Annotated in this window: 17 protein-coding genes and 1 pseudogene; all 18 read left to right on the top strand. The window is 29.2% G+C overall.

Annotation, left to right across the window (positions count from 1 at the left end; all coding sequences use genetic code 11):
- Positions 1-18: 18 nt before the first annotated feature.
- Complete coding sequence (locus FVE74_RS10940; protein WP_147004525.1) at positions 19-780, top strand: GntR family transcriptional regulator; 762 nt, start codon at positions 19-21, stop codon at positions 778-780.
- A 680-nt stretch (positions 781-1,460) separates the two neighbouring features.
- On the top strand, positions 1,461-1,913 hold the full coding sequence (locus FVE74_RS10935; protein ID WP_147004524.1) for a YfcE family phosphodiesterase: 453 nt from the start codon (positions 1,461-1,463) through the stop codon (positions 1,911-1,913).
- A gap of 194 nt (positions 1,914-2,107) precedes the next feature.
- Positions 2,108-3,124: a glycosyltransferase family 9 protein gene (locus tag FVE74_RS10930; RefSeq protein ID WP_147004523.1), complete on the top strand. Its 1,017-nt coding sequence runs from the start codon at positions 2,108-2,110 to the stop codon at positions 3,122-3,124.
- Positions 3,125-3,232: 108 nt separating this feature from the next.
- Positions 3,233-4,534: an O-antigen ligase family protein gene (locus FVE74_RS10925; RefSeq protein ID WP_147004522.1), complete on the top strand. Its 1,302-nt coding sequence runs from the start codon at positions 3,233-3,235 to the stop codon at positions 4,532-4,534.
- Positions 4,535-4,634: 100 nt separating this feature from the next.
- Entirely contained in the window at positions 4,635-5,639 is a 1,005-nt protein-coding gene (locus FVE74_RS10920; protein ID WP_147004521.1) for a capsular polysaccharide synthesis protein, read from the top strand.
- A 31-nt stretch (positions 5,640-5,670) separates the two neighbouring features.
- Positions 5,671-6,810, top strand: coding sequence for a glycosyltransferase (locus FVE74_RS10915; protein WP_147004520.1), 1,140 nt, complete (start codon positions 5,671-5,673; stop codon positions 6,808-6,810).
- Positions 6,811-6,857: 47 nt separating this feature from the next.
- Positions 6,858-7,955 (top strand): glycosyltransferase family 9 protein, encoded by a 1,098-nt coding sequence (locus FVE74_RS10910; protein ID WP_147004519.1) that lies wholly within the window; start codon positions 6,858-6,860, stop codon positions 7,953-7,955.
- Between the two features lie 63 nt (positions 7,956-8,018).
- Positions 8,019-9,101 (top strand): glycosyltransferase family 9 protein, encoded by a 1,083-nt coding sequence (locus FVE74_RS10905; RefSeq protein ID WP_147004518.1) that lies wholly within the window; start codon positions 8,019-8,021, stop codon positions 9,099-9,101.
- A 182-nt stretch (positions 9,102-9,283) separates the two neighbouring features.
- Entirely contained in the window at positions 9,284-10,840 is a 1,557-nt protein-coding gene (locus FVE74_RS10900) for a glycosyltransferase family 2 protein (protein ID WP_147004517.1), read from the top strand.
- Positions 10,812-11,546, top strand: coding sequence for a glycosyltransferase (locus tag FVE74_RS10895; RefSeq protein WP_147004516.1), 735 nt, complete (start codon positions 10,812-10,814; stop codon positions 11,544-11,546). The genes FVE74_RS10900 and FVE74_RS10895 overlap by 29 nt, the downstream gene beginning before the upstream one ends.
- A 17-nt stretch (positions 11,547-11,563) precedes the next feature.
- Positions 11,564-12,622: a polysaccharide deacetylase family protein gene (locus FVE74_RS10890; RefSeq protein WP_147004515.1), complete on the top strand. Its 1,059-nt coding sequence runs from the start codon at positions 11,564-11,566 to the stop codon at positions 12,620-12,622.
- A gap of 12 nt (positions 12,623-12,634) precedes the next feature.
- Positions 12,635-12,994 (top strand): glycosyltransferase family 52, encoded by a 360-nt coding sequence (locus FVE74_RS10885; RefSeq protein ID WP_147004514.1) that lies wholly within the window; start codon positions 12,635-12,637, stop codon positions 12,992-12,994.
- 33 nt (positions 12,995-13,027) lie between these two features.
- Positions 13,028-14,785 carry an ABC transporter ATP-binding protein gene (locus FVE74_RS10880; protein ID WP_147004513.1) on the top strand — a complete coding sequence of 586 codons (1,758 nt, stop codon included), beginning with the start codon at positions 13,028-13,030 and terminating at the stop codon, positions 14,783-14,785.
- 26 nt (positions 14,786-14,811) lie between these two features.
- Complete coding sequence (locus FVE74_RS10875; RefSeq protein WP_147004512.1) at positions 14,812-15,438, top strand: hypothetical protein; 627 nt, start codon at positions 14,812-14,814, stop codon at positions 15,436-15,438.
- A 187-nt stretch (positions 15,439-15,625) separates the two neighbouring features.
- Positions 15,626-16,657, top strand: a complete 1,032-nt coding sequence (locus FVE74_RS10870) for an RnfABCDGE type electron transport complex subunit D (RefSeq protein ID WP_147004511.1) — start codon at positions 15,626-15,628, stop codon at positions 16,655-16,657.
- 19 nt (positions 16,658-16,676) lie between these two features.
- Positions 16,677-18,923, top strand: a pseudogene (locus tag FVE74_RS10865) (DEAD/DEAH box helicase); the annotation flags it as partial.
- Between the two features lie 571 nt (positions 18,924-19,494).
- A complete protein-coding gene (locus FVE74_RS10850; protein WP_147004510.1) occupies positions 19,495-20,742 on the top strand; it encodes an RNA-guided endonuclease InsQ/TnpB family protein in 1,248 nt (415 codons plus the stop codon).
- A gap of 29 nt (positions 20,743-20,771) precedes the next feature.
- Positions 20,772-21,716 carry a TRCF domain-containing protein gene (locus FVE74_RS10845; protein ID WP_332094865.1) on the top strand — a complete coding sequence of 315 codons (945 nt, stop codon included), beginning with the start codon at positions 20,772-20,774 and terminating at the stop codon, positions 21,714-21,716.
- The last annotated feature ends 50 nt before the right edge of the window (positions 21,717-21,766 follow it).

The raw sequence follows: 21,766 nt of genomic DNA, 5'->3' as shown, positions 1-21,766 counted from the left end.
AATAAGGAAGTGGTTAAAATGTTACAAAAAAAAGCATTATTTTTAGTTACAGCAGAAAATGAAATACAGCCATTGGTTAATTTTGCGGGAATTTTTAAGAAAAAATATGATGTTGAAATTGATGTTATCTACATCAAGGATGTCTTAAAATACGAAGTCTTTCCTGTAAGCATTGAAGGTATGGGGCTAAATATCGGAGCAAATTATGCCTTTAAGGAATATAGGGAACTGGAAGAAAAAACTGTAAAAAAAATTAAGGAAAAAATGACAGCTGATATTTCAAATTTTTACACAAAGGATGGGGAAACTTCTGAAATTATCCTGGAAGAATTGAAAAAATATGATTTGCTTGTGCTTGTAAAAAATGAAAAAGTAACTCCTGTATTAAAGGAAATTTTAAGAAGCATATTCAAGCCATTAATTATTTTACCAAATGTGGAAAATTTCAGACTGGATAATTTAGTATTGCTTGATGACGGGGCTTATAATGCAAATAAGACATTATTTACTTTTTTCCATATATTTGGTGAGCAAAAGGTAAATGTACTGCGTGTAAATGTTGAAGAAGATGATGAAAACAGCCTAGCTCAAAGATTTGGAGAAAACTATAACCTTATTCACAAAAAAGGAGATACATTTAAGACAATTATGAATGAATCTCAAAATTATGATTTAGTTTTAATGGGAGATTTACGGTATACAGTAATGGTTGAAAGAATTACTGGTAAACTTGGAGTTAGAATACTTGAAAATCTTCAAAAACCGATTTTCATTGTTTAGAAAATTAATCACAAATAATAATGGATACTACTCAAGCAGTTTGTAATAGCTGTTTGGGTATTCCTAAATTTTTAAAATATGCTCTTCCTCTTTTTTTGATTTTTAACTGGAACAATTAAATAATATTTTTTATTTTTTATATTTAATTTATTTTTCATATAAAAGGAAAATATAATAAAAATAATATTAGTAATAAACTATTTTAGATTATAATAAATGCAACTTTATTAAAAAATCTATGATTGAACATATACAAAAAACAAATAAAATTAGTATAAAATTAAAAAATATAGCAAATTTATTTAGAAGATTATAAAATTAAATATCAAATTATATAAATATTTATTTTTGAGAGAAATAATTGTAACATTCAAAATAATTTCAAAGTAATTTTATTGTTAATAAGAAACAAAAAACAGGGCAGGAACTGTCCGAAGAGCTTGGTAAATATATTTGGCTAGTCATGCGCAGATACTTCCCAAGAAGTTCCCAATTCTAAAAGCGGGAGGAGTTCACTCTAAAAGATGATAAAACTGTTTATAAGCTGGATTGAAATGGCAACTAATTTTTTGAAAATTTTTAGGTTGTCTAGTTTTGGCAGTTTGATTTTAAAGAGGTTTGAGTATATAATAAAAAATTTTTCAGTAGGGAAAAATTAAAAGATGGAGAGAGGAGATTTAATGAAAGTATTAATTTGTTCGGATAGTCACAGAAGACTTGATTATTTTCAGCAGGTGATGGAGCTGGAAAATCCAGAAATCGTAATTTTTGCAGGAGATCACAGCACCGATGCAATTGATATGTCATTAGTTTATAGGGATGTACTTTTTGCTATTGTAAAGGGGAATACTGATATGGATGATTATGAGTCCAGAGATACGAGAATATTTGACTTGATGGGGAAAAAGGTATTTCTTACACATGGACACTTGTATAATGTGAAACGGACACTTGAAGAACTAGAGAAAAAGGCACATTTGGAAAAGGCTGAAATTTGTGTTTTTGGACATACACACAAAGAATACTTTGCAGAAAAAAATGGTATAATATTTGTAAATCCTGGAGCATTGCAAGATAAGAAATATATGTTGTATTATGGTGGAAAAAAATTCGAGTCGAAAGTATTGAAATAATTTGAATTATTTTTTAGTTTTATTCCAAAATATTGGTAAGGACATAACTTAGTGAATTTAATCATAAGCTATGTCTTTTTTTTGTTATTTTTTAAAAGAAATTTAGCACAAGTTAATCTAAAATGTAAAAATAACTATTATAAAAAGACACTAAATGTGATATAATAACTCTGTATACAGATTAAGGAGAAAAAATGAAAATATTGGTAATACATACGGCATTTATTGGAGATATTGTCTTGTCTACGCCATTGATTCAAAGACTGAAGGAAATGTATCCAAAATCAGAGATTGATTATTTGACATTGCCGGCAAATAAGAGCGTTATAAGCAATAATCCCAATTTGAATGAAATAATTCTTTATGATAAAAAGGGAAAAGATAAGGGAATAAAGGGATTTTTGAGAGTGTTAAAAATCTTGAAGCAAAAAAAATATGATTATGCAGTAATACCGCATAGATTTATAAAGTCGATATTGCTTGCAAAACTGGCAAAAATTCCGAATATTGCTGGATTTAATGTGGCAACAGGCTCATTTTTGCTAAATAAGAAAGTTCATTATGACATGAAAAAGCATGAAGTGGAAAGATTGCTTGATTTGGTGGAATACAAAGGGGAAAAAATTCCGATTAGAATTTATCCTGCAAAGGAGGATTTTGCAAAAATTGACAGAATTTTGGAAAATAATGGATATTTTGGAAATGAAGGGCAAAAGTTAATATTAATCGCTCCTGGAAGCCAAAGACCTGAAAAGATGTGGCCTATAGAAAAATATCGTTTAGTTATTGAAAAATTGAAGAAAAATAAAAATTATTTTATTGGAATAACTGGTTCAAAAGCTGAAAAGGAACTGCCCCTAAATTTTGAAAATGATAAAAATGTTATTGATTTTCGTGGAGAAATTAACCTTGTTGAATTTGGGGCCTTGATTTCAAGGGCTGATGTTGTTGTAGGGAATGACAGTTCTCCAATTCATATTGCGAGCGGATTTGAAAAGCCCTTTGTAATTGGGATTTTTGGACCTGGGAAACGTTCATTGGGATTTTTTCCTTGGAAGGAAAAAAGTAATGTTATTGAGGATAATGAGTTTTATGAGAATAATATTGTAAAAATTCCAGTACACCAGCATGAGTATAGGAAGGATTATTATAAGGGGATACCTGAGATTAGCATAGAAAGAGTCTATGAAGAAATTATAAATCATATTTAAAAAACTATAAAAGTTGGGATAAATACCTTGCAAGAGAGCGGAAAAAACAAAGGTCGTATTTTATGGAATTTTTAGGCTTTTGTAAATGATTGTAAAAAAGGAGTAAATATGAATAACGAAAAAATAAATTTAATTATAAATAAGGTGGGGTTTATTTTTTGTCTGTTAACTGGAGTTTCTTTATTTTTATCTGAAAAGTTTGAGAATAATGTTGTAATTCCGTTATTGTTATTGACATTTGTAGTTTCAATGTTTTTTAAAAAGAATCGGAAAGATTTTTTTTCTAAAATAGATGTAAAATTTTCAGTATTATTAGTCGTGTTTGTAGTTATGTCGTTTATAATAGCGGCATTTGACGGCGGAATAGGATCACGGTTAGATAATTATAACTTAAGATATTTAATTTTTTTTCCATTAGCATATTTTATAAATGACAATAAAAGAATTTTTAATTTTTTAAAGTCATTTTTATTTGGTGGAACAATAATCTTAATTTTAGCAATTATTAATTTTATAAAAAATTATAATGAATGGGCACATCCTGTAGGGTTTGAATATCCGAGAGTTACTGCTATTTTAACTGTTCAGGATTTTGCAAATATTATGTGTATAATACTTTTATATTTGATGTCTTTTTTATTATTTTACAAGAATGAAGATAATAAAAAAAATAAAATGATAAAGATTTATTTGGCTATAATGTCAATTCTAGTTTTATTCATAGTTATTGTAAATAGATCAAAAATGGTTTATATTTCTTTACTTCCTACAATTTTGTATATTATGTATAAAAAAAGAAAAAGATATGTATTAGCCGCTATTCTAATGTGCTTTACAGGCTACTTTGCATTGCCAGTTTCAATCTCGAATAGAATACAATACATAGTTAAATATAAAAATGATCCATCGAGTAATTTAAGAGTAATTTTCTGGAAAACTGGAGCAGAAGCTTTTAAACAGAAACCACTATATGGCTGGAGAGCTGAGGAAAGAAAAAAATTTAATTTGGATTATTATAAAAAAACAGGAGTTAGCGATTATGTATATAAATATTTTCTTACTGGAAATAAATTGCGGACTCAGCATTATGTAGCTTCACATAATTCATATCTGCAATATTTACTGGATTTTGGAATTTTAGGCTTTGTGTTTTTTATTTTGATAATTATAAATTTATTAATAAAATTATTTAAGATAAATTTTTATAAATATGATAGGAATACAAAAATAACTGCATTTGAAATAGGTACTAAAGTTTCTTTTATAGCCTGGATAATTCAAGGGATGACAGATGACAATTTGAATGATAAGCATTTAGTAATAACTTTAACTGTACTAATATTTTTTATTGACTATTTGTACAGAAATATAAAAAATCAGAAGACTTTAAATTTTGAAAATGAAAAATGATGTTCTACTATTTTTAGTTTAAATATTATGTTTGAATTTTCAATTGGTGAGATCGAATTAATCAAAGTAGTTTTACTATATAAATAACAGGAGCGTGAAAATGGAGAAATATAAGTTTTCTAACAGCAAAATTTACAAACTTAACGAAAAATTAAATAAAAAGCCCTATAAATATGTGTATAAAGAATTATTGCCAAAAAAAATATATGACAAATTACAAAGTAATGTGTATCTTTTGAATCAAAAAACAATTGCAAAGGATTGGGATAATATTTTAAAGGATTACTTTGAAAATAAAGTTATTGGAAAAAAAGTTAAGCCAAAAAAGACATTGACAGATAAGAACATAATATGGCAATTTTGGGGACAAGGCTGGGATTATGAAAAATTGCCTAGCGTTGTAAAAATTTGCTATAAATCTATGGAGAAATATGGCAGGGATTATACTGTAATTCGTCTGGATAATGAAAGTATGAAGGAATATCTTGATATTCCAGAATATATTTTGGAAAAATTAAATGATAAAAGAATGGGATATGCTCACTTTTCAGATATATTAAGGCTTGCATTGCTGAGTAATTATGGTGGTGTATGGATGGATGCGACAATACTTTTGACAGATTATTTGTCTGAAAAATATTTTGAAATGGATTATTTTTTATTTCAAAGGGATGAGAATTTGGAAAATAAAAAAGAATGGGAAGATTATGATTCAATTTATTTTTCTTGGAGTAAAAAATCGAAGGTAAGAATGTTAAGCAGTGTTATTTTCTCACATAAAAATAACAAAGTTATTAATACGTTATTAGATATGTTAATGATTTTTTGGGAAAACAACGATTCAGTTCCAAATTATTTTATTTTGCAGATACTTTATAACGAATTAATAGAAAATTATTATAAAAAAGAACAATGTCAAGTTATATCTGATACTTTTCCTCATGAAATGTTTAGAGTATGGTTTGATAAATATTCTGAAGATAAATTACAAGAAATAACAAAAAAATCAAGTATTCATAAATTGTCTTTTAAAATAGAAAATAGTAAAAGAAAGAAAGATGGAACTTTTTTTGAATATTTTGAAAAAATATATGAAATAGAATAGACTTGGAAAAAATAAAAAAGGATGAAAAAATATGAAAGTACTGGTATTACATGGTCATTTGAGCATGGGAGGAGAAGAGAGAGTTTTACTTAATGTTTTAAAAAATTTGGTTGAACTGAATTATGATGTTGATTTGCTTATAACTTGGAATCATGGAAAAAATAATTTATTTGAAAATGAAATTCCAGAAAAGGTGAATTATGAATTTTTATTTAAAAATTATGATGGAAAAAGCAAAATTGTTAAGGAAATTTTTAGGCTACGGGCAAAAACAACTTATTTAAAAAAAGTGGAAAAGAGAATAAAAGAAAAAAACTATGATGTTGTTATTGATTATTCTTCAAATTTGTTGAAATATAAAGATTTTGACATAGCAATTCCTGTATTTGCCTGGATTCATTTTTCACTTACTTTTGGAGAACAGCTAAGTGCAGACAAAATAGAAAAATATAAAAAACAATATAAAAAATATGATAAAATACTGGCAATATGTGATACAATGAGAAATGAGTTTGTGGATATTTTAGGAATGGATAAAACTAAAGTGGAATTAGTCTACAATCCAATAAATCTTAAAATAATTAGAGAAAAGGCAGAGAATGTAAATCCTGACTATGAAAAATATTTAAAAGAGAATTATTTTTTACAGGTGTCACGATTGACACAGCAAAAACAGCCTGAACATCTTGTTGACATTTATTATAAATTAAAGCAACGAGGAATAAAGGAGAAACTTTATTTTATTGGAAACGGGGAAAAAGTAGAATTGATTAAGCAGAAAATTAAAGAATATAATCTGGAAAATGATGTAATCTTGCTTGGACAAATTGAAAATCCGTATCCATTTTTTAAAAATGCAAAATTATTTGTACATACTGCAAAATATGAAGGATTGCCGACTGTACTGCTGGAAAGCCTTGCTTTTGGAACACCTGTTGTGGCCTATGACTGCCCTACGGGTCCAAAGGATATATTGGGGGGAAATAGTGAATATGGTGAACTTATTCCGTTAAATGATAAAGACATGTTTGTGGAAAAAGTTTACGAATTAATAAATAATAATGAAAAATATGAAAATTATAAGAAAATATCATTAATTCGAGCTGATGATTTTTCAATGGAAAGTAATAAAGCAAAACTAAAGGAATTAATAGAAAATACAAATTTTTAAAAGTAATATAAATAGCTATTTGGAATAATGTAAAGAAAGGGTACATGATGAGTATAGTTAATGGAATAAAATCTAAAATAATAATATGGCTATTTGGTGCTAAAAAAAGACATAAAAATATTAACTTAAAAAATGTGAAATCAATACTTATAAATCCTAAGGATTCCATCGGAGATACTCTAATGTCTTTTTGCTATGCAAGACAGTTAAAAAAAATGTATCGTAATGTTAAATTAGGGTTAGTAGTGACAAGCAGAAATATGGAATTTGCCAAATTATGCAATGAGAATGAAAAAATAATAGATAATATTGTAAAGCGGAATGACGTACTTAAAAATCATAAAAAATGGGATGTATTACTTGATTTCTTAAGTAAGGAAAATACAAAGCGGATGATTTGGAAGAAAGTGTTAAGTCCAAAAATTACAATGATTTTCGGAGAAAGTGATGAAGGACATTATTATAATAGAAAAAATGTGAAAAATTATGATTTTGACTGTACTCCACCTGTTGAAACCCATATTATAGATTATTTAATAGGTTCTGAATTTTCTAAATATTTTAAAATAGAAGGAGAAAAGCCGCATATTGAACTTTTAAAAAAAGATATTGATAAAATGGAAAAATTTTGGGAATCTGATTCTGAAAAAACTCAAAAAGTAAAAATTTTACTTGTTCCACAAGGAAGCGACAGAGAAATGAAACCTGAAGAAGTGGCTGAATTATTAAATAATATCGAAGATGAAAAGATGAAAAATGTAAAAATTATTATGGGAAAAACTGCTGGAAGTGAAGAATATTATAGAAAGTTAATGAATAATATAAATAAAAATCTAGACATTTCTTTATCTAGGGAATTTAGCATCAGGGATTTTGTTTTATTTGCAGCTGCAGCTGATTTAGCAATTGGAGTTGATGGCGGCGCAATTCACGTTGCTTCTTCTTTGGATAAGCCTTTGCTGAGTTTTTATGCGAATGATAAATATAACTTATGCAGATGGTCACCTAAAACAACTGCTGACAGCTTGCAGGTAATTTCAAAAATGCAGGGGAATCATAACCAGACTTATGGTTTTTCGTTATCAGAGCCGATAAGATGGCTAAACGGCAAGATAGATGAAATAAAAGAAACAAAGGAGAATTAGAATTATACGTTATCCTTGAATTAACGTAGATAAAACAATATTTACATAAGGAATGAGAATTTAATGAGTAAAATAAACTGGAAATTTTATAGACCATATAGGGATAAATTAGTTGATAAAAAAAATGAAATATTAAGCAGGATATTTGATAAGAGAAAAAAAGATGCAGATTTAGATCCATCAAAAATAAACAGGATTTTATTTTTAAGGACAGATGGAAAAATAGGAGATTATATAATAAGTTCATTTATCTTTAGAGAAATAAAAAAATATTATCCTAATATAAAAATAGATGTTGTTTCTGACAAATCTTTAGAAGATTTACTGAAATTAAATAAGAATATAGATGAATATTATATATTTGACAGAAAAAAAATTTTTGAATGGAGAAAAATTGCACGAATACTGAAAAAAAATAATTATGATGTATTGCTTGATTCGACGGAAGGTTTGAAGTATAAGCAGGTTTATCTTATAAACAGGGTAAATGCCAAAGTTAATGTTGGATATAATAAAGATGGCTATAAAATATATAATAAGAATGTAAGACAGAATAACACTTTAAAAATGATTGAAATTTATAAGCAGATGATGAAGAAAGTGAATATTGAAATAAAGGATACAGCTTATGATGTTCCAGTTTCCAAAGATTCAGAAAGAAATGTAAAAAAATTTTTAGATGAAAACAATGTTAGCGAGAAAATAATTGCATTAAACTTTTTTGGAGCCTCTAGAGGAAGAAAAATAAATGAGGAAGTTGCCTTAGTTATAATAAGAAGGCTAAGTGAAATGTATAGGGATCATAGGATTATAATTCTGGATTCTCCAAATGACAGGGAAACGATTTATAATATACTTGAAAAGACAGATAATAAAAATATTTTATTTTTTGAAAAGTCCAGAACGGTACTTGACTCAATATCTATAATTAAAAATAGTGATTTGGTGGTATCGCTGGATACTGCCATCTTGCATATTGCCGAAGGGCTGAATAAAAAAATAATGGCTTTTTATGGACTGAAAATTAATAAGAATAAATGGCGGATAAAAGAAGAAGGCAATATATTAGTTGACTATACTGAAAAACGTATCAATGATGTAGATTTTGAAAAAGTATTTGATAAATTAAATCATAAAGATATGTAGAATTTTTCAGGTTTTTGTAAATATCTAATAAAATGTGCAGGCGATTGCAAAAGTAAATGAATTAAAAGCGGTATTTATAGGCCTTGTCAGAGAGCGGCGAAGACTAAGAAAGTCAAGCATAAAAATATTGTGTTCTTATACTTTTACAAATGACTATAAAATATGAAATGGGAGAAGGGCTTATGAAACTATCTGTAGGAATAATAACTTTTAATGAGGAGAACAGGATTGGAAAAACTTTGGATTCTGTGAGGGAAATTGCTGATGAAATAATAATCGTTGATAGTGAAAGTACAGACAGGACTGTGGAAATTGCGCTTTCAAAGGGAGCAAAGGTTTTTGTGGAAAAATGGAAGGGATACGGTCCGCAAAAAAATTCTGTCCTGGAAAAATGTAAAGGCAAATGGATTTTATTAATAGATGCTGATGAAGTAATATCAACGCAGCTAAAGGAAAAAATAAAAACAATTATAAATAGTGAAAATCCATCAAGCGATGTTTATAAAATAAAATTGAGAAATATTGCATTTAAAAGGGAAATAAAATTTGGCGGATGGGATGATTATGTAATCAGGCTGTGGAAAAATGGAAAAGTAAAAATAAGCAGCCGTGAAGTTCATGAACAATATCAGACTGACAGTAAAATAAAAAAAATAAAGGAAATGATAATTCATTATACTTACGACAGCATTGAGGAATTTCTTGAAAAATTAAACAGGTATACTTCACAAAGTGCAAAAGAATATATAAAAAATGGGAAAAATCCGAACTTTATAAAAATATATTCAAAAATGATGTTCAGATTTTTTAGAATGTATATTTTGCAGCTTGGATTTATGGATGGATATGAAGGCTACCTGCTTGCCAAGTACAGTTCCATCTACACAATGACAAAATATACAAAATTACGTGAAGAATATTATAATAATTTGGGAAATGACACTTCTCTCGTTATTACTACCTACAATTGGCCGAAAGCTCTGGAAATATGTCTGAATAGCGTGTTAGATCAGACTGTTGCTCCAAAGGAAATAATAGTTGCCGATGACGGCTCAAAGCAGGAAACAATAGATCTTGTAAAGAGATTTCAGGAAAGCTGTCCGCAAAGCAATATTATTCATTCTTGGCAGGAAGATAAGGGATTTCGGGCTGGAATGTCAAGAAACAGGGCGATAAGCAAGGCATCTGGAAATTATATAATAATAATAGATGGTGATTTGGTACTGAACAGGCATTTTGTTGAAGATCATATAAAAAATATGAAAAAAGGCTGCTTCATTCAAGGATCAAGAGTTATAACTTCGGCAGTTGCGGCAAAGAAGATAATGGAAGGCAAAAGAATAAATATTTTTAGCAAAGGTGTAAAGAATAATATAAATATGATAAGAAGTAAAATTCTTTCTAAAATATTTACAAAAGTAGATAGAAATTTACGTGGAATAAGGTCTTGCAATATGTCCTTTTTCAAGGAGGATTTAATTAAAGTGAACGGATTTGAGGAGGAAATAGAAGGTTGGGGAAGGGAAGATAGTGAACTTGCTGTAAGGCTATTTAATATTGGATGTAAAAAGAAAAAATTAAAATTTGAGGCATTGACTTGTCATCTGTATCATAATGAAAATGACAGAAGCAGGCTGAAGAAAAATGATGAATATTTGGTGGAGGCTATAAAAAGCAGAAAAACAATGGCTAAGAAGGGGCTTGATAGATATGAAGGAAGTAACGCTGGTAATAACTAGCTGCGGGAGATTTGATTTGCTGGAAGAAACGCTTGACAGCTTTTTTGAATGCAATACTTATCCGATTAAGAAAATAATAATAACAGAAGACAGTACAGAAGGGAAAAAACTGGAAAGGCTGATTTCAAAATATGATGGTAAAAATCAAGACTTTAGGCTGATAGTAAATGAAACACGGTTAGGGCAGCTAAAATCAATTGACAAGGCTTATCGTGAAATTGATACTGAATATATTTTCCATTGTGAAGATGACTGGAAATTTCTTAAAAGTGGATTTATTGAAAAGTCAATGGAAGTAATGGAGGAGGATGAAAAAATTTTAGTTGTTGGGCTTCGTTCAAAGGAAGATTTTAAGGAAGATTTTTTTTATGATAAAGATTATGTTTCAAAAAAAGGGGAGCATTACTACAATGTAAAGGGAGAAATATTTACTTACAATCCAGCCTTGAGAAGAAAAAAAGATATGGATTTGTTTGGGCTTCACGAGAAATTGGAAAATCAGCGATATGAGGAAGTTTTGTCGAATTTTTACAAGGAACGTGGATTTAAAGCGGTATTTTTTAAGGAGCCTTATGTGACCCATATTGGGAATAAAAGGCATGTGCATTTTAGCAACAGGAGAAAAAATACAGTTCTGAATTTTAAGATTGATAGGTTGATTAAAAAAATTAGAGCAAAAATTTTGAAACTAAGAGGTAAGTTATAACTTGAAGGGAGGGAAAGATGATATATTTATTTTTAATAATAATTTTGCTGTTTTTGGCATTTATTGTATATAATAAAACTAGAAAAAATTTTGTTTTATGCCTTATGTATCACAGTGTTGACAGTGAAAAGGGAAAAGGCGGAATTTTTGTGGATGAATTTGAAGAGCATATAAAGTGGATAAAGGATAAAAAGACTTTTAAAATGGAGGAATTGAAGGGATTAGATTATAAGTTGCCGAAAAATTCAATACTTATAACTTTTGATGATGGATATAAAAATAATTATACTTTGGCTTTTCCAATTTTAAAAAAATATAATATGAAGGCTACAATATTTTTGAATACAAAGTTTATTGAAAAGGATGATGCTTATTTAAACTGGGCTGAAATTAGGGAAATGTATGAAAGCGGACTAGTTGATTTTCAGCTTCATACACATTCACATCAGCTGACAATAAAGAATATTGATGTTCTGGATTTTTATGATGAGGAAAGTTCGCCATATTTTAAAAGAGAAAGCTATAGCCTGTTTTTTGATGGAAATTATGATGAAAAAAGGGATGCTGGAAAATTAAATGGACTTCCTGTGTTTAAATTACGAAGCAAGATTTCTATTCCTGGCTATAAGGCTAAAAAGGATTTTGTGGAAAAGTATAGAAATATTGTGGAACCTCAAGAGAATAATATGTCTGAAAAGGAAAAAAAGGAATTTTTGAATAAATTATTTAAAGAAAGAAAAGATGAGTTTTTTGATAAAATTAGTGAAGAACAATTTAAAGAAACTGTGAAATTTGAAATTTTGGAAAATAAAAAAATTATTAGTGAAAAATTGGGAAAAATTCCAGATTGTCTGGCTTATCCTTGGGGACATCGATATAAAGGCAATAGAGGTGATATAAAAAAATTGGGAGTGGATATTTTTATAACAACTAGAAAGGGCGTAAATTCCTTAAAGCTTAATAAAGACTGGATTTATCGTGTGAGCGGAGATGATTTTGAGAATTTTGATGAATTTAAGAATGAATTGACTGATGGATCTACAGCAATTTATAGAAAAATATTCAAAAAGCATTAGGAGAGAACAAAAATGAAAGAAATAAAAAAAGTTGTTTTTTTAAGTCAGCCGCTAGAGGAAGATGAATCTCTTACACATGAAGAAACAGTTGAGCTATATAAAAAAATATTTAAAAATTACAATGAAAGCGATATGTTGTTTAAATTGCATCCAAGGGGGATTTTTACATATAAAGATGAATTTCCGGAAATGGAAATATTTACAAGTAAAATACCTTTTCAGATATTTGAATATATGGGAGTATATTTTGATACGGTTGCAACAATTTATTCTACTGCTGTGTGGGATATTAAAAATGCTAGAAAAATAGATTTTTTTGGAACAAAGGTACACCCAAAACTGCTTGCCCAATTTGGAAACATAGAAAAATAAGAAATACAAAAAATAAAAATGAAAGGTAAATTTATGAAAATAGTAAAATTAGATTTTGGAGAAATTTTAAAACTGAAAAAATACATAAAAAAATATTATATATTAATTATCCTTAATATTTTGCTTGCAACAATGTCATCGCTTGTTTCCTCGGCTCCAATAGCATTAATAAAAAGGTTATTTGACAAAGGAATTTCAGGAAAAAGCGAAAAAGATATATTATATGCGGCAGGTGCAATGATAATGCTTGCAGCAATTGGTGCAATACTTATGTACTGGAATACAATTTTTTCAACAGTAATTTCATCTTCTATTTATAAAGATATCGTTACCGATATTTATAATAAAATACAGACTCTGGATATGGAATATTTTTCTGGGAAAAAAATAGGAGATATGATGACACGTACTATGACAGATCCCAGCAATATAAATTCAATTATATTAGAAGTTTTTAATATGATACCTGAAGTAATAAAATTAGTACTTTGCCTTGGGATAGCCTTTTATATAGATTTTGATCTAACTTTGGGTGTTATGATTGTTACCCCTATTCTTATCGTTACAGTAAGAAAATATGCCAAAAGACTAAAACGATCGGGAAAACAAAGGCAAGAAGCGTTGGACAGCCTTAATTCCAAATTACAGGAAACATTATCTGGAATTAGAGTTATTAGGGCATTTGCGACAGAAAAGCATGAGATAAATGATTTTAAAAAGAAAAACATTAATTTAAAGAAAATTGCTGTGAAATCTGCCAGATATAATGCAAAAGCAAATTCAATAATGGAAGCTATGAATTATATAATTATAGCGTTACTGCTAATGTTTAGCGGCTACCGAGTTTTAAGGGCAAAAAATTTCACACCTGGAGATTTTATTACGATAGTAGGGGCAATTTCGTCAATGTATACGCCTGCAAGACGTGCAATGACAAGATTTAATTCCATAAGTGCAAATATATCTTCTATTACAAGAGTTTCTGAAATTTTAGAAGAAGTGCCGGCTATTGTAAATAAGAAAGATTGCATAAAATTTGAAAACTTTGCAAGAGATATAACTTTTGAAAATGTAGATTTTAAATATAAGGACAGTACTGAAAAAATATTGAAAAATATTAATTTGGATGTTAAAAAGGGTGAAACAATTGCCTTTGTTGGAAATTCAGGTGGAGGGAAATCGACACTTGTAAATCTGATACCTAGGTTTTTTGATGTATCAGGCGGTTCATTAAAAATTGATGGAATTGATATTAGAGATTATGAAATAAAGAGTTTACGTAAAGCAATAGGAATTGTGCCGCAAGAAACGTTTTTATTTTCTGGAACTATACTTAGCAATATAAAATATAGCCGTCAAAATGCTACTTTTGAGGAAATTGTGGAGGCAGCGAAACAGGCAAATGCACACGAATTTATTGAAAATCTTTCTGATGGTTATAATACAGAAATTGGAGAGCGTGGAGTGAAGCTGTCTGGTGGACAGAAGCAGCGGATTGCAATTGCACGTGCAATCTTAGAAAATCCTCAAATATTAATTTTAGATGAAGCGACTTCTGCCCTTGATAATGAGTCTGAAAAGCTAGTTCAAGATGCGCTTGAAAAACTTATGGATGGAAAAACTACATTTGTTATCGCCCATAGGTTGACAACAATCGAAAATAGTAATAAAATAGTAGTGATACAAAAAGGTGAAATAAAAGAAGTTGGAAATCATAATGAATTGTTAAATAAAAATGGAATTTACAAAGCATTATATAATAAAAATTTCGATTTTAATGGTAAAAGCTAATATTTATTAGAATAAGGAGACGAAAGATGAAACAGATTAAAGGAATTTTCCTGTTTTTAATGTCAGTTGTGCTAGTGGCATTTGGAAGTCAGGATTCAAAAAATTCAAAGGGCCTAGTAAAAAAACTAGAGGATGGAACAAAGGAAGTTGGAAAAAGTATAGTTGGCAAGAAAAATAAAGCTGTAAAAGCAGACAATAAGAAAGAGGTGGCAAAAAAAGAAGAAAATAAAAAAGTTGAACAAAAATCGGCACAACCACAACCACAGCCAGTTCAACAACCTGCTCCAGCAGTGGCAGCACAACCGCAACCGCAATCAACACAGCAGCAGCCACAACAACCACAGCAAAATGCAGTGCCTAATAATCCAAATTCAGCACAAAACAAGGCTGTTAATCCAGAATATGCACTTGATGCAAATAATAAGACTAGCGGCAAAAAAGGAAGTAAAAAATATAAAAAAAGTAACCAGTATAGTTTTTATAAGGAACCAAAACATAGCCGTTTGAAAAATAATTCATCATCATCGCATAAATCTTCACATGTTAAATCTCAAGATTCTTCTGCAAAACCAGCCAGTGGAGGAAATAGTGGCGGAAGCAGCAGTTCTGGAGGAACTTCAACAGGTGGCGGAGATTCAAGTTCTTCAGAATAAAGATAAAATTTATGAAATCTAATATTAAACTTGTTTAGAAATTTATTTAGTAAGATAAGTATTGTAAGGCAAGGGGATTTGACCCCTTGTTGAAACAAAAAAGTTAGATTGTCAAATATTTAGAGAGTAGAAAATGATCTTAAATTAGAAAAACAAACTATAAAAGGAAAGGTAGTGAAATTTTAATATGTTTAGAAGTAAAAGAAGGGAATTGCAGGAAAATATAGCAAAAACGAATATAGATATTTTAATATCCCTGATTCCAATGCTGCTTGCTGCATTTTTAGTTTACCAGGTAACGCCTATTTTGGTAATATTGTCGGCAGTTGTTGCATCAGAATTGGCAGAAGTGATATTTTCATTATTAATACAAAGAAAAAAAGAAACTTTAAAGGATTTGTCGGGAATAGTAATAGGGGCTTTGACAGGACTGGCACTTGCTCCATTTACACCGCTTTATGTAGCGGCATTTGCAGGGGCAATGGCAACATTGTTTGGGAAAGTTATATATGGAGAAACAGAAAAGAAAATATTTAATCCAGTAATTTTAGGAAAGTTATTTATATTGACATTTTTTCCGGCTGTACTTGCTTCAAATTCTGCAGCATGGGCTAATCCTGAAGTTTTAAATATTTCTGAAAGTACTTCATTGCCCTCTTTAATTTTAACAGATAGAGGGATAATTGGGGAACTTTCGATAATTGCAATGGTTTTAGGAGCCATATATTTGCTTTTTAGATCAAAAATAACATGGCATATACCTGTATCGTTTTTTGTTACAATTTTCTTTGGGTATTACATTGCTTCAAATCAAAATATTAATGTGGCTACTTCACTTGGAGAAGTGATTTTTATGGGAGTTTTTGTATTGACAGATACTTTTACTACTCCACAGCATGGTTTTGGGAAGGTATTTTTTGGATTTCTTGCTGGAGTTTCAACAATTATATTCTGGTTTATGGGAATCCAGGCAGAAGCGATTATCTATTCTGTATTAATATTAAATCCTTTTACAAGACCAATAAATACAATTTATAAACCAAATGTATTCGGAGTTGAAACAGTTTCATTTGCTGAAATAATACAAGGACTTGGTCTTGCAATTTTGATAATAGCGCTTGTTTTTGCTGTTTCATATTTGCATACTTTAGGATTTGTGCCATATATTGTTTATATTTACATAGTTTATGGAATATGGAGATTGTATAACAACAGATAGAAAAATAGGAAGGTTTTATATGAACTTTAATTTAAGTTTTTTAAATAAATTAAAAAATAAAGAAAAAGATATTTTACAATCTGAAAATAATTTTTACCGCGGTGCAATTCCGTGGTTTTTATTATGTTCGGAAAAGAAAAAGATAATTTATATTTCCACATCCAATAGAAATTTGGAAAATTATTATTCAATGCTTGAAAATTATTATGAAATGTCTGAAAATCAAGAAAATATTTTGAAAAAAATTTTTAAAAATAATAAAAAAATAATTGATATTTTTGAAAATATTTCACAAAATAAGGAAGATATTACAGGAATAAATATAAGATTGCTAGATATTTTAAAAAATCAGGAGCAGTTTATTTTATTTGTAAATTTACAGATTACTTTAGATGTTTTTTTTGAAAAGGTTAAGTTTCTTTCATTTGAAATTGGAAAAGAATACAGTTTTCCACAAATTTTGGATTTTCTTGTGGAAAATGGATATGAAAATTCGTATTTGATTGAGAAAAAAGGGCAATATAGCAGACGTGGGGATATTCTTGACATTTTTCCGCCAGATTTGGAAAATCCCGTGAGATTGGAGTTCTTTGGGGATGAATTGGAAAGCATTAGGTTTTTTGATATTGACAGTCAGATTTCTGTGGAAAAAATAAAGAAAATTAAGATTTTTGGAAATTGGCTTTCTGGAAATAATTATGAGCTGATTGAGCTAATTGATGAATTAAAGGCGAAAGATATTACGATTGTTATTGAAAATGAAGAACTTTTAGATTATAAAATGGAAGAATTTATACTGCTGGATAGAAATCGGGAGGAAGTTTATCGGAAAAGGTATGAAAATCTAAAGAAGAAAAGTATTTTTGTACAGACTAAAAATTTTTCGCAGGAGCAGGTTGAAACTTTTAGAGATAAAAATAGGCTTGAAAAATTGTCAAAAACTGAAAACGTCTATATTTTTACAAATAATTATGAAAAAAAATTGGCTGAATACGGTAAAATTTTAACTGAAAAGGAAAATAATCTGGAAATTGAAAAATATGAGCTGTTTGAAGGATTTATTTTTAATGAAAATAAAAATAATGAAAATAATTTTCTTGTGCTGACAGATAGGGAACTTGATGGATATATTTATGAGCGGAAGAAAAAAACAAATAAAGCTGTAAAATATAAGAAAGTCAATCAAATAATCGAAGGCGACTATGTAATTCACGTTCAGTACGGTGTTGGAATTTACAAGGGAATTCAGACGATAGATGAGCGGGATTACCTGAAAATTAAGTATGCTGATGAGGATATTTTGTATATTCCTGTGGAAAAGCTGGACAGGCTGGAAAAATATGTGTCAAATGATATAGAACCGCAGTTATTTAGGCTGGGGACACGTGGGTTTAAACGGAAAAGGAAGAAAATTGAAGAGGATATTCAGAAATTTGCGGCGGAACTTATTAAAATACAGGCAAGAAGGCAAAGCCAGAATGGTTTTGTATATCAGAAGGATACTGTGTGGCAGGAGGACTTTGAAGCGAACTTTCCGTTTGAGGAAACAGAAGATCAGAAAAATGCCATAAATGATGTGAAAAAGGATATGGAAAGTCCACAAATAATGGACAGGATTGTCTGTGGAGATGTTGGATATGGGAAAACTGAAGTTGCAATGAGAGCCGCATTTAAAGCAATTGACAATGGAAAGCAGGTTGTTATGGTGGCTCCGACTACAGTGCTTGCAGAACAGCATTTTGAACGGTTTAAGAGAAGATTTGAAAATTATCCGATTACGATTGAGAATTTGTCAAGACTTACAAAAAATAAGTCAAAGGAAATTTTGAAGAACTTGAAAAGCGGAATTATTGATTTAGTTATTGGAACTCACAGGATTTTAAGCGATGATGTTCAGTTTAACAATTTAGGGCTTCTGATTATTGATGAAGAGCAGAAATTTGGTGTAAAAGCCAAGGAAAAACTGAAGGCACGGCGGGAAAAGCTGGATGTGCTGACATTAACTGCGACTCCGATTCCACGTACATTAAATCTTGCGATGCTTGGAATCCGTGAAATTTCCATAATTGACACTCCTCCAACAAATAGGCTTCCTATTATAACAGAAGTACTAGATTGGGATGAGGAAACAATAAAAATGGCAATTTTACGTGAATTGTCACGTGACGGGCAAGTTTTTTATATTTATAACGATGTAAAAAATATGAAGGAAAAATTGAAAGAACTAAAGGAAATGCTGCCTGACTTTGTAAAAATCGAATTTATTAAATAGTGCAAGAACACTCGCGACTTTAGTCATGAGATGAATTGCACGAAAATTTTAGTAAGCATATAGGGAAACTTGTATGTAGACACGGAGCAAAACCGTGCAACAAAGAAACTGAATTGCTGGGAACTCTTAAAGCTAGTATAACCACAACATAATACCTTCGTTCAAATATGGTATAAGTGTGAAGGTAGCGAAAGCAGAAAAAATATACTAGATGATGCAAGGTTAAATTCTAAACATTATGATAATAGACAATCAGCAGCTAAGCCTGAAAAGGAAAGTTCAACGACTATCCCTCGTGAGGGGAGTACAATACAAGCGATTGGTATTGGAAGTGGTTTCGCCTAAGTCCTTGAAATAGGATATGGATAAGATATAGTCTGTGCTTGTTAGAGATAACAAGAAGTTCATAAGAGAACTGCATAAGTAGTAGCGAACTTATGTGAACGACACTTCCCACTGTTGTGGGGTTTTAAAAACTTTAAAAATATTTAAAAAATATTACTTTTTAATAGATAAAATGTAGGATATATAGTATAATATCTCTGATGAAAAGGAGGTGATATCTATGTATTTAACTTTAAAACAACAGGTAAAACATCTTAGTAAAAAGGAGTTTAGAAATTTAAAATATTTGTGCCATATAGCTAAGAATTTAAAGAATCAGGCTATATATAATGTTAGACAATACTATTTTAATAAGAAAAAGTATTTAAGTTATAACGAAAACTATAAAATGCTTAAAAACAGTGAGAACTATAAGAAGTTAAATTCTAATATGGCTCAACAAATTCTAAAAGAAGTAGACGGAAGTTTCAAATCATTTTTTGGACTTTTAAAACTTGCTAAAAATGGTCAATATGATAATAAGAAAATAAAATTACCTAAATATCTTGCTAAAGATGGATTTACAACTCTTGTTATAGGTTTTGTAAGATTAAAAGATGATATTCTGATAGTTCCTTATTCAAATTCATTTAGAAAGACACATAAGGAAATCGCAATAAAACTACCACCAGTATTAAAAGGCAAGAAGATAAAAGAGATTAGAATAATACCCAAACAACATTCTAGGTACTTTGAAATTCAATATACTTACGAAGTAGAAGAAGTTCAAAGGGAATTAAATAAAGAAAATGCACTAGGAATTGATTTAGGTATAAATAATCTTTGTACTTGTGTTACAAATGCTGGAGCTTCATTCATAATAGATGGTAGAAAATTAAAATCAATAAATCAATACTATAACAAGATAAATGCAAAATTACAAAGTATAAAAGATAAGCAAAAGATTGAGCGAACAACATTAAGACAAAAGAAAATAACTAGAAAGAGAAATAATCGCATAAATAATTATCTTTCAAAAGCAGCAAGAATAATTATAAATTATTGTTTTAATAATGATATAGGAAAAATAGTTCTAGGATATAATGAAGATTTTCAAAGAAATTCAAATATTGGAAGTATAAATAATCAGAACTTTATAAATATACCATATGGAAAATTAAGAGATAAATTAATATATCTATGTAAACTATATGGAATAGAATTTAAGCTGCAAGAAGAAAGTTATACATCAAAAGCAAGTTTCTTTGATGGAGATGAAATTCCAATATATGATAAAGAAAATCAAAAAGAATATATATTCAGTGGAAAAAGGATAAAAAGAGGACTATATCAAACAAGTAAAGGCTATCAATTAAATGCAGATTGTAATGGAGCATTAAATATATTAAGAAAAAGTAAAGTTGTGGACTTAAGTGTCCTATACAATAGAGGTGAGCTGAACACACCTAAAAGAATAAGGGTAGTGTAAAGCTATCAAACTTCTTAGAAAATTTTTGAATATTTTTAAAGATTTTAGAACCCTGCGACTTTAGTCGTGGGAGGTTCAGAAATGGACAGCTTCCGCCAAAGGAAATTAAAGATAAATTACTACGTTTTGAAAATGGGCAGTTTGATATTTTAATTGCTTCTACAATTATTGAAAATGGAATTGATGTGGGAAATGCCAATACAATTCTGATTGAAAACTTTACTGGACTAGGATTATCGCAGGTGTATCAGCTGAAAGGGCGTGTAGGGCGTAGCAACAGGCAAGGATACTGCTATTTATTAAAAACGAGAAATATTACAAAGCAGGGGCGGCAAAAGGAAGAAAGCATGCTAAAAGTGGAAGGGGTAAAATCAGGCGGTTTTCAAATTTCGATGGAAGACTTGAAAATACGTGGTGCTGGAGAAATTTTAGGAGATAAGCAGCACGGAACGATTGAAACTTTTGGCTATGACTTGTATATAAAAATGTTAAATGAGGAAATTCGTAGGCAAAAGGGCAAATTTGTGGAAAAAATTGAAAATGTAGAAATTATTCTGGATGAGAGAGGATTTATTCCTGAAACGTATATTGAAAAGGATGAAAGGTTAAATATCTATAAGCGGTTTGCAATGCTTGAAACAAATGAGGAATTGGCTGAATTGCTTGATGAAGTGAGAGATAGGTTTGGAAAAATTCCAGAACAGATGAAAAAATTCATTTTAAGCATTAAATTAAAATTATTTGCTGAAAAACATAAAATTCAGAGAATTCTTGAAACAAGAAATCATTTTGAACTATATTTTTTAGAAAACGCACAAGAAGAACGAGCAGAATTAAGTGAAAAAATGGAAATGAAAAAAGTCGTAAAAATTATTAATTCAACAGTTTTAACAGAAAAAAATAAAAAAGAAGATATTGCTGATAATTTTGTTATAATGAAAGTTAAGAAAAATGAGTTTATAAAAAATCTGTAAAAATATCACATTGAAAAAAACAAAATATTAATATATAATGGATTATGTAA

Source organism: Leptotrichia wadei (assembly GCF_007990445.1).
GTDB lineage: Bacteria > Fusobacteriota > Fusobacteriia > Fusobacteriales > Leptotrichiaceae > Leptotrichia > Leptotrichia wadei_A.
This window is presented reverse-complemented; position numbering and strand designations above follow the sequence as displayed.